Below are 15686 nucleotides of genomic sequence, written 5' to 3'. Positions count from 1 at the left end.
GTGACGGGATCCTGCCCGGACCACGCGACGCACGCGACCGAGTCACATCGATCCAGGGAGGACGACCGTGTCCACGAGCGCTCGCTTGACACCGTCGATTTCGGAAACCACGTCAAAGACCCCCCGCGGCACCCTCTACCGGGGTCGCGAAGGCATGTGGTCGTGGGTGCTTCACCGCATCACCGGAGTCGCCATCTTCTTCTTCCTGTTGGTGCACGTGCTCGACACGGCGCTCATCAGGGTGTCGCCGGAGGCGTACGACGCCGTCATCGGCACGTACAAGAACCCGGTCATGGCGCTCGGCGAGGTCGTGCTCGTCGCGGGCATCGTCTTCCACGCCATGAACGGCCTGCGCATCATCGCGGTCGACTTCTGGTCGAAGGGCGCCCGCTATCAGCGTCAGCTCTTCTGGGGTGTGCTGCTCGTGTGGGGCATCATCATGGCGGGCTTCGTGCCGCGCCACCTCATGCTCGCGTTCGCCGGTTTCGGAGGAGGACACTGATGACCGCTCAGACCGTCGCCGCCCCCACCCGTGCACGCCGCGGAGTCAACCTCGAGAAGTGGGGCTGGGTCTTCATGCGGGTGTCGGGCATGGTGCTCGTGATCCTCATCTTCGGACACCTGTTCATCAACCTCATGGTCGGCGAGGGCATCCACGCGCTCGACTTCGCATTCATCGCCGGCAAGTTCGCCACCCCGTTCTGGCAGTGGTGGGACGTGCTGATGCTCTGGCTCGCCCTGATCCACGGCGCGAACGGCATGCGCACGATCGTCAACGACTACGTCACCAACGCCACCGCGCGGAAGGCGCTGATCTGGGCTCTCGGCCTGGCCGCGGCGCTGCTCATCATCCTCGGCACCCTCGTGGTCTTCACGTTCGACCCGTGCCTCGGCGTGACCGAGTCGAGCACCCTGTGGGAACAGTGCCAGACACTGGGCAACTAACACTGGGCAAGTAGAAGAGAAGGCATAAGAAGAAGTGACTACAGAGACCCAGGACTCGTTCGTGCGCGACGGCGTGCACTACCACCAGTTCGACATCGTCATCGTCGGCGCCGGCGGCGCGGGCATGCGTGCCGCGATCGAGGCCGGTCCCGGCGCGAAGACCGCTGTGATCTCCAAGCTCTACCCGACGCGGTCGCACACCGGTGCAGCGCAGGGCGGCATGGCGGCGGCCCTCGCGAACGTCGAGGAGGACAGCTGGGAGTGGCACACCTTCGACACGGTCAAGGGCGGCGACTACCTCGTCGACCAGGACGCGGCCGAGATCCTCGCCAAGGAGGCCATCGACGCGGTCATCGACCTCGAGAACATGGGTCTCCCCTTCAACCGCACGCCCGAGGGCAAGATCGACCAGCGTCGGTTCGGCGGCCACACCGCCGAGCACGGCAAGACGCCGGTGCGCCGCGCCTGCTATGCGGCCGACCGTACGGGACACATGATCCTGCAGACGCTCTTCCAGAACTGCGTCAAGCTGGGCATCAACTTCTTCAACGAGTTCTACGTGCTCGACCTCATCACCGTGAAGGATGCCGCGGGCACGACCCAGATCGCCGGCGTCGTCGCCTACGACCTGTCGACAGGCGAGCTTCATGTCTTCCAGTCGAAGGCCGTGATCTTCGCCACCGGCGGCTTCGGCAAGATCTTCAAGACCACGTCGAACGCGCACACCCTCACCGGTGACGGCGTCGGCATCGTGTGGCGCAAGGGGCTCCCGCTCGAGGACCTCGAGTTCTTCCAGTTCCACCCGACCGGTCTCGCCGGCCTCGGCATCCTTCTCACCGAGGGCGCCCGCGGCGAGGGCGCGATCCTCCGCAACGCCTCCGGCGAGCGGTTCATGGAGCGCTACGCCCCGACCATCAAGGACCTCGCTCCCCGTGACATCGTCGCGCGCTGCATGGTGCAGGAGGTCGCGGAGGGCCGCGGCGCCGGGCCGCACAAGGACTACGTGCTGCTGGATTGCACCCACCTCGGGGCCGAGGTCCTCGAGACGAAGCTCCCCGACATCACCGAGTTCGCGCGGACGTACCTGGGCGTCGACCCGGTCGTCGAGCCGGTGCCCGTTATGCCGACGGCTCACTATGCGATGGGCGGCATCCCGACGAACAACAACGGCGAGGTGCTCGCGGACAACGACACCGTCGTCCCCGGCCTGTACGCCGCCGGCGAATGCGCGTGCGTCTCGGTGCACGGCGCGAACCGCCTCGGCACCAACTCGCTGCTCGACATCAACGTCTTCGGCAAGCGCTCCGGGCGCAACGCGGTCGAGTACGTCAAGACGGCCGACTTCGTGCCGCTGCCTGAGAACCCGGCGGCGTTCGTCTCCGACATGCTCGAGGGCCTGCGCAACAACCAGGGCACCGAGCGCATCGCCGTGCTGCGCAAGACGCTGCAGGACGAGATGGACAAGGGCGCGCAGGTGTTCCGCACGCACGAGTCGCTGCAGCACGTCCTCGGTGTCATCGCCGAGCTGCGCGAGCGCTACAAGAACGTGCACGTCGACGACAAGGGCCAGCGGTTCAACACCGACCTCCTCGAGGCGGTCGAGCTGGGCTTCTTGCTCGACATCGCCGAGGTCGTCGTGTACGCGGCGCAGAACCGCGAGGAGAGCCGCGGCGGCCACATGCGCGACGACTTCCCGAAGCGCGACGACGACAACTACATGAAGCACACCATGGCGTACCTGACGGGTGACCCCCACTCCTCCGACCCGAGCGACCACATCAAGCTCGACTGGAAGCCCGTCGTGTTCACCAAGAACGAGCAGGGCGAGTTCAACTACCCGCCGATGGAGAGGAAGTACTGAGCATGTCGAACGCACTCGCCGAGGCCCCCGCAGAGGCCACGGAGGACACCGGCATCCAGTCCTTCATCGTCACCTTCAACATCCGTCGCTTCGACCCCGAGGTCGATGCGGAGCCGCACTGGGTCGACTACGACGTGGAGCTGTACTCCACCGACCGCGTGCTCGACGCACTCCACAAGATCAAGTGGGAGGTCGACGGCTCGCTGAGCTTCCGGCGTTCCTGCGCGCACGGCATCTGCGGGTCGGATGCCATGCGCATCAACGGCCGCAACCGCCTCGCCTGCAAGACGCTGATCAAGGATCTCGACATCTCGAAGCCGATCTACGTCGAGGCGATCAAGGGGCTGCCGCTCGAGAAGGACCTGATCGTCGACATGGAGCCGTTCTTCGCGTCGTACCGAGAGGTGCAGCCGTTCCTCGTCGCGAACTCCGTACCGGAGAAGGGCAAGGAGCGCACCCAGTCGATCGCCGATCGCGAGATCTTCGACGACACGACCAAGTGCATCCTCTGCGCCGCCTGCACCTCCTCCTGCCCGGTGTTCTGGACGGACGGCCAGTACTTCGGCCCGGCGGCGATCGTGAACGCGCACCGCTTCATCTTCGACTCCCGTGACGACAACGCGGACGTCCGACTCGACATCCTCAACGACAAGGAGGGCGTCTGGCGCTGCCGCACGACCTTCAACTGCTCCGAGGCGTGCCCCCGTGGCATCGAGGTCACCAAGGCCATCGCAGAGGTCAAGCAGGCCGTGCTGCGCGGCCGCCCCTGATCTCGGGTTCCAGCCGTCGACGGGCGGTCTCCTTCGGGAGGCCGCCCGTCTGCTGTCTCCGCCGCGGCCGCCGGTAGGGTGAAGACGTGTCGGAGCGAGATCGAGCGGCGGGCGAGTCCGAACCCGGGCGGATCGACGCGGTCGTCGACCGCGCGGCGACGTTGACGAAGCGCACGCTCGAACTCTTCCCGGTGCGGGTGTGGCGGCACTTCCTGCAGCACAACGGCTTCCTGCTCGCGGCCGGCGTCAGCTATCAGGCCCTGTTCGCGATCTTCGCCGCGATCTACCTCGCCTTCGCCGTCGCCGGACTCTGGCTGGGCGCCAGCGAAGAAGCCGTCGACGCCCTGATCGACGTCATCAACAGCTACATCCCGAACCTGATCCAGCCGGAAGGCGGGCTTTTCACGCCGGATCAGGCTCAGGAGATCGCCGCGAGCACCACCGGCGTTCTGAGCGTCACCGGCCTCATCGCCCTGGGCACGGTCATCTGGACCGCCATCGGCTGGGTGACGTTCTCTCGCCGAGCCACCCGCGACATCTTCGGTCTGCCGCCCGATCTGCGCAGCTACGTGATGCTGAAGGCCCGTGATCTCCTCGCCGCCCTCATCTTCGGCGTCGCGCTGATCGCGGGGTCCCTGCTCAGCTCGGCCAGTGCCGCCGCCCTGAGCTGGCTGCTCGGCCTCCTCGGGTGGGACACGGGTTCCGCCGGGCTCAGACTGAGCATCCGTCTCGGCACCGTGGTCGTGTCGTTCGCCCTGTTGTCGGGCGCTCTGGCGGCCATGGTCCGCTTCCTCACCGGCACGTCGCTGTCGTGGAGGACGATCTGGCCCGGCGCGCTGCTCGGCGGCGCCGCGATGACGGTGCTGCAGTACGGGGCCGGCTTCCTGTTGAGCTACACCCCGAGCAACCCCCTGCTGGCGACGTTCGCCATCTTCGTCGGGCTCCTGCTGTGGTTCCGAGTGAACGGCGTGGTGATGCTGGTCGCCTCGTCGTGGATCGCGGTCTCGGCGCGGGACCGCGACCTTCCCCTCACCCGACGCTCGGATGCGCAACGGCTGGCCGACGAGCATCGGACGCTCGTCGCGGCGGCGCAGATCCGTCTGGATGCCGCGCGCTCCGCCCGCGAGGACGCCCCGTGGTACCGGTCGTGGTCGGCCACGCACGCCGTGCGCGAGGCGGAGGCGGATCTCGCCCAGCTCGAGGCCTCGGCGCCGCCCCTCCCCGATCCCGTCCCGTCCTTCATCGAGAGGCTGCGAGCCGAGCGCGACGGCGCGACCCGTGATGTCGGCGGCGATCGTTAGGCTTGTCCGCATGCCTCATCTGCGTATCGCCTCTGTCAACGTCAACGGGATCAGGGCGGCGGCCCGCAACGGGATGAGCTCCTGGCTCGATGCCGCCGACGTCGATGTGCTCACCCTCCAGGAGGTCCGGGGTCAGGATGAGCACCTCGAGGCCGCCCTTCCCGGCTGGACCTTCGTGCACGACGAGGCCAGCGCCAAGGGCCGAGCCGGTGTCGCGATCGCCAGCCGCGTGCCCGCGCTCTCGTTCCGCACCGAGTTCGGACCGTCCGACTTCGACTCGAAGGGCCGATGGATCGAGGCCGACTTCCTCATCGGCGACCGGCCGCTCACCGTCGTGAGCGCCTACGTACATTCGGGCGAGGCCGACACTCCGAAGCAGGAGGAGAAGTGGAAGTTCCTCGACGCGTTCGGCGCGCGGCTCGCCGAGCTCGGTCAGGATGACGCCCTCGCGCTCGTGACCGGTGACCTCAACGTCGGGCACCGTGAGCTCGACATCAAGAACTGGCGAGGCAACCGCAAGAAGGCCGGATTCCTGCCGCGAGAGCGCGCGTACTTCGATCGCTTTCTCGGCCCGGCGGGCGAGACCGTGGAGGGTGCCGACGGCTCGACGGGTGTCGGTCTCGGCTGGGTCGACGTGGGCCGGCGCTTCCACGGCGAGGTGGAGGGGCCGTACACCTGGTGGTCGATGCGCGGGCAGGCGTTCGACAACGACTCGGGGTGGCGCATCGACTACCACCTCGCCACTCCCGCGCTCGCTGAGCGCGTCACGGCGTACCACGTCGCCCGTGCGGCCGCCTATGACCAGCGCTGGAGCGACCACGCACCCGTCGTCGTCGACTACACCTACTGAACTCGCGGGCGACGCGTCGCCCGTAGGATTGATACCGTGACCAAGCCTCGCCTCTACTCCGGAATGCAGCCCTCCGCCGACTCCCTCCAGATCGGCAACTACATCGGGGCTCTCCTGCAGTGGCGGGAGCTGCAGAGCTCCTTCGACGCGTTCTTCTCGGTCGTCGACCTGCACGCGATCACCGTCGCTCAGGACCCGGCGGAGCTCCGCGAGAAGACCCGCCGGACCGCCGCGCAGTACATCGCCGCCGGCATCGAGCCCTCCCAGTCGACGCTGTACGTGCAGTCGCACGTGCGCGCTCATGCCGAGCTGGCGTGGATCCTCTCGACGATCACCGGGTTCGGCGAAGCGGGGCGCATGACCCAGTTCAAGGACAAGTCGGCTCGCTACGGAGCGGACTCGACCAGCGTCGGCCTGTTCACGTATCCGGTGCTCATGGCCGCCGACATTCTGCTGTACCAGACCGACGTCGTGCCCGTCGGCGACGACCAGAAGCAGCACGTCGAGCTCACGCGCGACCTCGCGGAGCGTTTCAACTCGCGGTTCGGCGAGACCTTCGTCGTGCCGAAGCCCGTGATCCAGAAGGACACCGCCCGCATCTACGACCTGCAGAGTCCGACGTCGAAGATGTCGAAGTCCGCCGAGAGCGACGCCGGCGTGCTGTGGATGCTCGATGACCCGGCGAAATCCGCGAAAAAGATCATGCGTGCCGTCACCGACAACGAGGGGTCGGTGCGCTTCGACCGTGGGAACAAGCCCGGGGTCTCGAATCTGCTGACGATCTACGCCGCCCTCACGGGCCGCCAGGTGCCGGCGATCGAAGACGAATATGCGGGTCGAGGCTACGGGGACTTCAAGAAGGGTCTCGCCGAGGTCGTCGTGAACGAGTTCGAGCCGGTGCGTGCTCGCGCGCTCGAGCTCCTCGACCACCCCGCCGAGCTCGACCGCATCCTCGCCTCGAACGCCGCGCGCGCCGATGAGGTGGCAGACGCGACTCTCGCGACCGTGTACGACCGAGTCGGCTTGCTGCGCCGCGTCTGACCCGGGGCGCCGACCGTCGGCATCCTGAGACCGCACCTAGGATGGGGGCGTGAGCGATCCGCAGCAGCCCCCGTACGGAGACGTCCCCGCAGTGCCCCCGGCACCCGTCGCGCACCCTCCGGCTCCACCCGCACCGCAGTCTCCGCCGGCCTACTCCGCTCCGCCGGCCTACTCCGCTCCCCCGCCCTATACGGCGCCCTCGCCCTACCCGGCGACCGGCGCACAGGCGCCCGCGCCGCCGAACGTCCCGCCGGCATCCGCGCCTGCCGGCGCCCCGGCCTTCCTCGCACCCGGTGCACCCGCATTCCCTCAGCCCGCTCCTCCCGGGGCCTACCAGGTGCCGGTCGGAGGTTACACCGCACCGTCCGGCGCCTACCAGGTGCCTCGCACGACCGAGAGGAAGTCGGCGCTGCTCGGCATCCTGGCACTGATCTTCGCCGCCGTCTCAGCGGTGGTCACTCCGATCGTGGTCGGCGTCGCCGGCTACGAGATCGGACGTCGCATCCCCGGCGGCCTGGACACGACCGACCCCGACTTCCTGTCGCTGTTGTCGCCCGCCCGAGATCAGGTGCTCTGGGCTGAGATCTCCTTCTGGACGGGCACGATCCTCGGGATTGCTGCGATCGTCATCGGCATCATCGCCATCCGTCGGAACCAGGGACGGGGTGCAGGCATCGCGGCGCTCGTCGTCGCCGTGATCGCGCCCGTCATCTTCTGGATCGTGCTGCTGTTCGCGATCTCGACGGGGACGGCCGCGGGCTTCCTGCCGACCGCCTGACAACCCGCCCGAGATCAGGAGCTTGTCCCGAGATCAGGAGCTTGGCGACAGCATCCTCCTGATCTCGGTAGCTTCTCCTGATCTCAGGAGATGGGTCACGTGGAGGGCCAGGGTCGGGGTCAGCGCGGCGCGTGGTGCTTCTGCTGTGCCGCGACGAGGCCCTCGGCGACGAGCAGCTCCACCGCATCCGCGCCGTCCGACACGAGGATGGGCAGGTTCGAGCGCTCGTCCTTGCCGAACGGTGACAGTACCCAGTCGGCCGGATCCTGCCGGCCGGGAGGACGCCCGATCCCGACACGCACCCGGGGGAAGTCCGGAGTCGTGAGCGCATTGGCGATGTCACGCACGCCGTTGTGGCCGCCGTGTCCCCCGCCGCTCTTGAGCTTGATCGTGTCGAACGGGATGTCGAGCTCGTCGTGCACGACGACGACGCGTTCCGCCGGTACGGAGTAGAAGCGCGCGAGCGCGGCGACAGGGGTCCCCGACACGTTCATGAACGTGTTCGGCTTCGCCAGCACGAGCTTGTCGGCCCCGGGGCGCAGCCACGTCTCGACGACGCGCGCCCCCGCCTTTTGCTCGCGAAAGGTCTCGGCGCGGCGCGCGGCGAGCTCGTCGACGACCATCTGGCCGATGTTGTGCCGCGTCGACTCGTATCGCGGGCCGGGGTTGCCGAGCCCCACCACGAGCCAGGTGGATGCCATGTCGTCGTCCTCTCACAGGTGCGGACAGCGGTCCGGGTCGGGATACGACGGAGGGGACGCGATGACCTCGCGTCCCCTCCGTGCTCGAGCTGTCGGAGATTACTCCGCGGCGTCCTCCTGGGCCGCCTCTTCCTCGGTCTCGCCTTCGGCGGGCTCCTCCGCGGTCGTGTCCTCGTCGACCTCGAGGACCGGCACCGACACGGCGACCACGAGCACCTCGGGGTCGGTGAGCAGGGTCGAGCCCTTGGGCAGTGCGACGTCAGCGGCGGTGATGTGCGCACCCTCCTCGAGACCTTCGACGGAGACCTCGACGTTCTCGGGGATGTGCGTGGCCTCGGCCTCGATCGACAGCGTGGTCGCGTCGAGCGTGGCGATGGTGCCTGCGAAGGGCTCGCCCGTGACGACGACGGGAACGTCGATCGTGACCTTCTCGCCCTTCTTCACGACGAGGAGGTCGATGTGCTCGACGATCTGGTGCACCGGGTCCTTCTGGACGTCCTTGACAAGAGCGAGCTGCTCCTTGCCCGCGATGTCGAGCTCGAGCAGCGCGTTGGCACGGCGGATGATCAGCGAGACCTGGTGACCGGGCAGAGCGACGTGCACGGGCTCGGTGCCGTGACCGTAGATGACGGCGGGGATCTTGCCTGCGGCGCGGAGGCGGCGAGCGAAGCCCTTGCCGAAGCTCTCGCGGAGCTCGGCGACGACCTTGGTGTCTTCAGACATAGGGGTTCTCCTTCGGGGCACGCAGCGAGACTGCGCGGTGGTCTTGGAATTGTTCTCGAACGCAGACACGTGAGGGAAGCCACCGGGCTTGCTTCGCCGCGTCGATAACGGATGTTCCGCGCACGCGCAGCAGCATCCCTCGCCGAGGTACTCCCCTCATGGTAGCAAACGACCCGGTAGGCTGAGGACACCGGCCCCTCTGCAGAAAACGGAGTCCCATGTTCGACGGCGCCTTCTTCTCCCACGTGATCGCCTGGGTCATCGGCGCGATGACCGTGTGCGCGGCCGCCGCGACGTTCGGTGCCCTCTTCTCGCTCGGCCGCTCCGGCTACCGCAAGGACTGACGCCGACACAGACGCGGCTCGATCGCACGCACCGCGATAATCTGGGGGCATCCCAACCTTCACGATCGAGGAGCCCTCTGTGCCCGAAGCATCAGCCAACATCGGAGTCGTCGGACTCGCCGTCATGGGGTCGAACCTCGCCCGTAACCTCGCCAGCCGCGAGGGCAACACGGTGGCGATCTTCAACCGCAGCTACGAGAAGACCGAGACGCTCGTCTCCGAGCACCCCGAGGCCGGCTTCCTCCCCGCGCAGACCTATCAGGAGTTCGCCGATTCGCTGCAGAAGCCGCGTACCGCGATCATCATGGTCAAGGCGGGGCGCCCGACGGATGCCGTGATCGACTCGCTCCTCGAGGTCTTCGAGCCGGGCGACATCATCGTCGACGGCGGCAACGCCTACTTCCCCGACACGATCCGCCGCGAGAAGGCGGTTCGCGAGACGGGCGTGAACTTCGTCGGCGCCGGGATCTCCGGCGGCGAGGAGGGCGCCCTGACCGGCCCATCGATCATGCCGGGCGGTTCGGACGAGTCGTGGGTCACGCTCGGTCCGATCCTCAAGTCGATCGCCGCGGTCGCGGAGGGCGAACCGTGTGTCACGCACGTCGGCCACGACGGCGCGGGGCACTTCGTGAAGATGGTGCACAACGGCATCGAGTACGCCGACATGCAGCTCATCGCCGAGGCCTACGACCTCATCCGACGCGGCACCGGCAAGAGCCCGGCCGAGATCGCCGATGTCTTCGCCGAGTGGAACCGCGGCGAGCTCGAGTCGTACCTGATCGAGATCACCGCCGAGGTGCTCCGTCAGGTGGATGCCGCCACCGGAAAGCCGCTCGTCGACGTCATCCTCGACCAGGCGGGCGCCAAGGGCACCGGCGCCTGGACGGTGCAGACGGCTCTGTCGCTGGGCGTCCCGGTCTCGGGCATCGCCGAGGCGACCTTCGCCCGCTCGCTCTCCAGCCACCCCGAGCAGCGCGAGGTCGCCCGCGCACTCCCCGGCCCCGACGACGAGTTCACCGTCGCCGCGGAAGACGTCGATGCCTTCATCGAGGACGTGCGCCTGGCCCTCTACGCCTCGAAGATCGTCGCCTACTCGCAGGGCTTCGACGAGATCCGCGCGGGAGCGGCCGAGTACGACTGGAACATCGACCTCGGCGCGATCTCGAAGATCTGGCGCGGCGGCTGCATCATCCGCGCCCAGTTCCTCAACCGCATCGCCGACGCCTACGCGGCCGAGCCCGGTCTGCCGGTGCTGATGACCGCGCCGTACTTCGCCGAGGCACTGACCCGCGGTCAGGCCGCCTGGCGGCGTGTGGTCGTCACGGCCGCCCAGGCCGGCATCCCCGCCCCGGCGTTCTCGTCGTCGCTGTCGTACTACGACGGCCTCCGCGCCGACCGCCTGCCCGCAGCCCTCGTGCAGGGCCAGCGCGACTTCTTCGGCGCCCACACCTACAAGCGCATCGACAAGGAAGGCACCTTCCACACCCAGTGGTCGGGCGACCGCACCGAGATCGAGGCGGAAGACACGCACTGAGCACACCCGCTGGCGAGGGCTCCGGATCCGAGATCCGGAGCCCTTCGCCGTTCCCAGCCAACGCATAGCGCTCTCCATAGAAATGACATAGGAGATTCCGCAGAATGGATGCATGAGCTCCGACCTGCCCGACCTGCGCCGTCCTGACGGCTCCCCGCTGCGCATCCTCGCCGTCGACGACGAGCAGATGCTCACCGACCTGCTCGCGATGGCTCTCCGGATGGAAGGCTGGGACGTGCGCACCGCCTCCTCCGGGCTCGAAGCCCTGCAGGTCGCGAGAGAGTTCGAGCCGGACGCCCTCATTCTCGACATCATGATGCCCGACCTCGACGGCATGTCGGTGCTGCGACGACTCCGCGAGACGGGGAACCTCGTTCCCGTGCTGTTCCTCACCGCGAAGGATGCCGTCGGCGACCGCGTCGCAGGTCTCACAGCCGGCGGCGACGACTACGTCACCAAGCCCTTCAGCCTCGAGGAGGTGATCGCGCGCCTGCGCGCGATCATCCGTCGCACGGGGCACGCCACCGCCGACGACGGCCAGTCGATCCTCCGCGTCGCCGACCTCTCGCTCAACGAGGACAGCCACGAGGTCATGCGCGACGGCACCGAGATCGAGCTGACCGCCACCGAGTTCGAGCTGCTGCGCTTCCTCATGCGCAACGAACGGCGCGTGCTGTCGAAGGCGCAGATCCTCGACCGCGTGTGGAGCTACGACTTCGGCGGCAAGTCCTCCGTGGTCGAGCTGTACATCTCGTACCTCCGGAAGAAGATCGATGCGGGCCGCACGCCCCTGCTGCACACCGTGCGCGGAGTCGGCTACATGATCAAGGCACCTCAGTGACCACTCCCCGACTCGCGGCACGGCCGTTGAGCCTGCAGACCCGGCTGATGACCGCCGTGATCGGGTTCGTATCGCTCATCCTCGTGATCGTCTCGATCATCACGAGCGCGATCCTGGGGCGCACCCTGGAGGGCCAGCTCGACCAGAAGATCGAGCAGTACGCGGGACAGCTGACCTACCTCGTCAACAAGTTCCCGGCGAACATCGGGACCGCCGCCGACATCTTCACGACGACGACCTCACCCGAGTCCGGGCTCCTGGTCGCGGTATCGAACCAGGTCGGCACGAGTGGTGTGATCCTCGACAGCCCTCGAGAGGCCACGAGCACCGGTCCCGCCGTGCTGAGTTCACTCCAGCTCGACCAGATCCGTGAGGGGTTGGAGGGCGGGACCAGCGCGACCGTGACGATCGACGGGCTCGGGTCGTATCGCCTCGTCGTGGCGACCGCGCCGCAGACCGGGGCGACCGTGGTGACGGGTCTGCCGCGCGACGAGATCCAGAATCAGCTCACGACGCTCCTGACCGTGATCGTGCTCGCCACCCTCGGCGGCCTGATCCTGCTCGCCCTCACGACGGCCATCACGATCAGGGTGAGTCTGCGTCCGCTGCGGGCGGTCGCCGCCACCGCGACCCGCGTGGCGAACCAGCAACTGGATCGTGGCCAGGTCGAGATCACCGAGCGGGTTCCCGCGTACGAGGCCGATCCGCGCACGGAGACCGGTCTCGTCGGCGCGTCGTTGAACAAGCTGCTCGACCACGTGAACCTGTCGCTGGCGGCACGTCAGAAGAACGAGGAGCGGATGCGCCGGTTCGTCGCCGACGCCAGCCACGAGCTGCGGACGCCGCTCGCCAGCATCCGCGGGTACTCCGAGCTCTCGCTCAAGGCTCTCAGCCAGCAGCAGGGGCCGGCTGCGATCGAGGGGACCACAACGTCTCTCGAGCGCATCCAGGCGCAGTCGCTGCGCATGTCGCGGCTCGTGGAGGATCTGCTGCTCCTGGCGCGGCTCGACGAGGGCCGCGAGCTCGTCCACGGCACCGTCGACCTCACGCAGCTCGCGCTGGAGGGCCTGTCGGACGCCCGGCCGACGGCGCCGGAGCATCACTGGAACATCGAGGTGCCCGACGAGCCCCTCATGATCATCGGTGATGCGGGCCGGCTGCACCAGGTGGTGGCGAACCTGCTTGCGAACGCCCGAACGCATACCCCCGCAGGCACCCACATCACCCTGCGGGTCGACCGCGAGGGCGACGACGCCGTGCTGCGCGTGCACGACGACGGCCCCGGAATCGACCCGAGCGTGCGCGACGAGCTGTTCGCCCGGTTCGCCAGGGCCGATACCTCCCGCGCCAGGCAGACGGGCGGCACGGGACTCGGACTCGCGATCGTCAAGGCGATCGTCGAGGGTCACGGCGGCAGGATCACCGTCGACAGCAAACCCGGTGATACGACGTTCACGGTGCGGATCCCGGTGCACCAGGAATCATCGGTGGAAGACCAGCCCTCCGGTCGGTAGCCGGGATCAATACCCGGCGAACGCGTCGGTCGTGAGCGACCTGGCCTTCTGCAGTGCCGGGGCGAGATCGGCGATGAGCCGCGGCGGGCCCGAGATGTACGCGTGACGGGAGTCGAGGTCCGGTACCCATTGCTCGAGGCTCGCACCGCTGAGGCGCGCACCTCCTGCCCAGCTCCAGTGCGCGGGCAGGTCGGCGAGCTCGTCACGAGTGAACACGACGACGCGCGCGCCGGTCGCGGCGAGCTCGTCGCGGAAGGCGAGCTCGGTGCTGTCGGCGGCGACGTACACCAGCACGACGTCGCGCTGCTGGCCGGTCTGCTGCAGCTGGCGGAGCTGTGACACGAACGGCGTGACGCCGATCCCCGCTGCGACCATCAGCACGGGGGTGCCGGAGCGCGGCAGCAGGAAGTCACCCCACGTCCCTGTGACGGCGAGGGTCGCACCGGGTTCCGCCGCCGCGAGCGCGCGCTTGTAGCTCGACGGATGCTCCTGATCGCCGTTCTTATAGGCGATGCGCAGCATGGGGAGGTCGGCGGGGGCCGAGACGATGCTGAACTCCCTCCGAGTGCCGCGCGCGTCGGGCCTGCGGTGCGGCACGTCGAGCTCGAGATACTGGCCGGGCAGGAAGCGCACCGTGCCCCTGGCCCGGAAGGTGAGCTCCTGCGCTGTGGGTGTGAGAGATCGCCGCTCTTCGAGCACCAGACGCACCGACCCCCGAAGCGCGAAGGCGAACGCCAGGAGGTTGCCGATGAGCAGCGCCCGCTCCTGACCCAGGGTGAACAGCGACCCGATGGCGATGGGCCAACCTGCCAGCACGCCCACGAGCGCCGCCACCGAGAACTGCTGCCAGCGCCGGGGCGGCATCGTCAGGGGCTCCGACAGCATGAACGCGCCGAGGAAGAGGAACGGCGACTGCAGCACGGCGAACGAGAGCGCGGCTCCGATGTCGAACGCGATGGAGAACTCCTGCGCCTGCACCGCCTGCCGCACGACGGAGACGGCGATCGCGATGACGAGGAAGGTCAGCACGATGCGCACCTTCTCGGTGCGCCACAGCACCGCGAGCCCGAGGATCGCGACGGGAAGGAACAACGATGGCGTGCCGACCCACCACGACGATGAGGTGCCCAGCCACTCGAACGCGCCGAATGACCCGAGGATCGAGACGACGGCGGCGCCGAACGCGGCCGGGTTGAGGATGTGCCTTCCGCGCCACGCGATCAGGTACTTCGACAGGCTCGCGAGTGCCCCGGCGATCGCGAGCCCCAGCAGCGCGGCGCCCTCGACGCCGGGACGCAGCACGAACAGCAGGATGAGCGCGGTCACGAGCGAGGACTCGATACGCCAGGGCAGCCGGAGGACCCGCTGCGTGGCGGCGTCGACGACCGAGATCGCGACGGCGAGCACCGCGAACGACGCGACGATCTCGAGAGGCGTCGGCGACACGATCACGCCGAGCGCCGACAGCGCGACCGCGATCACCGCGAGCGCGAAGAGGGCGAACAGCACGAGGCGGTACATCGAGATGCCGCCGAGGAAGGCCAGCACGCGTTGCCGCAGCGCGGTGAGGGAGGTGATCACGGTTCTCCTCTTCCCTGATCGATGACGGCGCAGAGCGCAAGCCCTACGCCCTGACGGTGAACAGCTCGGCCGGACACTCGGCGGAGCGCTCGGCGCGACCGTCGGTCGACATACGCACCCATTCCACTCCCCACTCGGCGGCGAGTTCGGGGCCGCCGTCGAAGAAGAGCGCCGTGGCGACGGCATCCGCTCGCATCGCATCCGGTGCGATCGCCCACGTCGCCGCCCAAGTGCGCACGGGAATGCCCGTGCGCGCGTCGAGGACGTGATGCAGGCCGTCGCCCCAGGCACGGCGGTTGACTGCCGACGCGCAGAGCGCGGCATCCTGCAGCGCGATGACGCCGATGGCCTTGGTCGCATCGTACGGATGCTCGAGACCGATGCGCACCGCCCGTCCGCGCACCCGGATGTCGCCGCCGGCATCGACGACGAGATCGCCGCCCACGCCGGAGAGCACGTCGGTCACCAGGTCGACGAGTCTGCCCTTTCCGAGAGCGCCGACGTCGAGCAGAACGGGAGCGGATGCCGTGGCCCCATCCTCGGTCCATCGCACGAGACGCTGCCAGTCCGAGGGCGCCGAGACCGGCGAGCCGGCCGCGAGCGAGTACGAGGCGTCGTAACCGAGCGCGGAGAGGCTGTCGCCGACGAGAGGGTTCACGCCGCCGCCGGTAGCCGCGGACGCGTCTCGATAGGCGTCGAGCATGGGAGCCGCGTCAGCTGACGCGATGCTTCCTCCCTCACGGGCGACGCGTGTCACCGCCGAGTCCGAGCGGAACCTCGACCACTCCCGGTCGAAGCGCTCGATCTCCGCGGTCACGGTCATCCGAGTCGACTCGCCGAGTTCCTCGTCGCTCTCGATCTCCCAGTGGGTGCCGATCGCCTCGAAGCGCCAGGTCGCCATG

16 protein-coding genes are annotated in these 15686 nt (G+C 68.4%); 12 read left to right on the top strand and 4 right to left on the bottom strand.

The window, feature by feature from the left end; all coding sequences use genetic code 11:
- Positions 1 to 67: 67 nt before the first annotated feature.
- From sdhC to M3195_RS10930, 8 genes are all read left to right on the top strand, one after another.
- Positions 68 to 502: a succinate dehydrogenase, cytochrome b556 subunit gene (sdhC, locus tag M3195_RS10965; RefSeq protein WP_096713723.1), complete on the top strand. Its 435-nt coding sequence runs from the start codon at positions 68 to 70 to the stop codon at positions 500 to 502.
- Positions 502 to 945, top strand: a complete 444-nt coding sequence (locus tag M3195_RS10960; protein ID WP_251587388.1) for a succinate dehydrogenase hydrophobic membrane anchor subunit — start codon at positions 502 to 504, stop codon at positions 943 to 945. Before sdhC ends, M3195_RS10960 begins: the two co-directional genes overlap by 1 nt.
- Positions 946 to 979: 34 nt before the next feature.
- Positions 980 to 2806, top strand: a complete 1827-nt coding sequence (gene sdhA / locus M3195_RS10955; protein WP_251587387.1) for a succinate dehydrogenase flavoprotein subunit — start codon at positions 980 to 982, stop codon at positions 2804 to 2806.
- A 2-nt stretch (positions 2807 to 2808) separates the two neighbouring features.
- On the top strand, positions 2809 to 3576 hold the full coding sequence (locus M3195_RS10950) for a succinate dehydrogenase iron-sulfur subunit (protein WP_096713726.1): 768 nt from the start codon (positions 2809 to 2811) through the stop codon (positions 3574 to 3576).
- A gap of 86 nt (positions 3577 to 3662) precedes the next feature.
- Positions 3663 to 4877, top strand: coding sequence for a YihY/virulence factor BrkB family protein (locus M3195_RS10945; RefSeq protein WP_251587380.1), 1215 nt, complete (start codon positions 3663 to 3665; stop codon positions 4875 to 4877).
- 10 nt (positions 4878 to 4887) lie between these two features.
- Complete coding sequence (locus M3195_RS10940; protein ID WP_251587378.1) at positions 4888 to 5727, top strand: exodeoxyribonuclease III; 840 nt, start codon at positions 4888 to 4890, stop codon at positions 5725 to 5727.
- A gap of 36 nt (positions 5728 to 5763) precedes the next feature.
- Positions 5764 to 6768: a tryptophan--tRNA ligase gene (trpS, locus tag M3195_RS10935; RefSeq protein WP_308211584.1), complete on the top strand. Its 1005-nt coding sequence runs from the start codon at positions 5764 to 5766 to the stop codon at positions 6766 to 6768.
- Between the two features lie 49 nt (positions 6769 to 6817).
- A complete protein-coding gene (locus M3195_RS10930; RefSeq protein ID WP_251587610.1) occupies positions 6818 to 7546 on the top strand; it encodes a hypothetical protein in 729 nt (242 codons plus the stop codon).
- A gap of 119 nt (positions 7547 to 7665) precedes the next feature.
- Here the strand turns inward: M3195_RS10930 and pth are convergent, their stop codons facing one another.
- Positions 7666 to 8247, bottom strand: a complete 582-nt coding sequence (gene pth / locus M3195_RS10925) for an aminoacyl-tRNA hydrolase (protein ID WP_251587375.1) — start codon at positions 8245 to 8247, stop codon at positions 7666 to 7668.
- A 99-nt stretch (positions 8248 to 8346) separates the two neighbouring features.
- Positions 8347 to 8970 (bottom strand): 50S ribosomal protein L25/general stress protein Ctc, encoded by a 624-nt coding sequence (locus tag M3195_RS10920; RefSeq protein ID WP_251587369.1) that lies wholly within the window; start codon positions 8968 to 8970, stop codon positions 8347 to 8349.
- Positions 8971 to 9188: 218 nt separating this feature from the next.
- Between M3195_RS10920 and M3195_RS16955 the strand changes: the two genes are divergently transcribed.
- The 4 genes from M3195_RS16955 (at position 9189) to M3195_RS10905 (ending at position 13203) form a co-directional block, all read left to right on the top strand.
- Positions 9189 to 9314, top strand: a complete 126-nt coding sequence (locus M3195_RS16955; protein ID WP_256999418.1) for a hypothetical protein — start codon at positions 9189 to 9191, stop codon at positions 9312 to 9314.
- A 79-nt stretch (positions 9315 to 9393) separates the two neighbouring features.
- Entirely contained in the window at positions 9394 to 10848 is a 1455-nt protein-coding gene (gene gndA / locus M3195_RS10915) for an NADP-dependent phosphogluconate dehydrogenase (protein ID WP_308211583.1), read from the top strand.
- A 112-nt stretch (positions 10849 to 10960) separates the two neighbouring features.
- On the top strand, positions 10961 to 11689 hold the full coding sequence (locus M3195_RS10910; RefSeq protein WP_251587368.1) for a response regulator transcription factor: 729 nt from the start codon (positions 10961 to 10963) through the stop codon (positions 11687 to 11689).
- 47 nt (positions 11690 to 11736) lie between these two features.
- Positions 11737 to 13203 (top strand): ATP-binding protein, encoded by a 1467-nt coding sequence (locus tag M3195_RS10905; protein WP_251587589.1) that lies wholly within the window; start codon positions 11737 to 11739, stop codon positions 13201 to 13203.
- Between the two features lie 6 nt (positions 13204 to 13209).
- Here the strand turns inward: M3195_RS10905 and M3195_RS10900 are convergent, their stop codons facing one another.
- Complete coding sequence (locus M3195_RS10900; RefSeq protein ID WP_251587367.1) at positions 13210 to 14784, bottom strand: flavodoxin reductase; 1575 nt, start codon at positions 14782 to 14784, stop codon at positions 13210 to 13212.
- 43 nt (positions 14785 to 14827) lie between these two features.
- Positions 14828 to 15685 carry an FAD:protein FMN transferase gene (locus M3195_RS10895; protein WP_251587366.1) on the bottom strand — a complete coding sequence of 286 codons (858 nt, stop codon included), beginning with the start codon at positions 15683 to 15685 and terminating at the stop codon, positions 14828 to 14830.
- Position 15686: the final 1 nt, after the last annotated feature.

It is taken from the genome of Microbacterium hydrocarbonoxydans (assembly GCF_023715885.1).
Taxonomy (GTDB): domain Bacteria; phylum Actinomycetota; class Actinomycetes; order Actinomycetales; family Microbacteriaceae; genus Microbacterium; species Microbacterium hydrocarbonoxydans_C.
The sequence above is the reverse complement of the archived record's forward strand: the minus strand, read 5'-3'. Positions and strand labels throughout refer to the sequence as shown.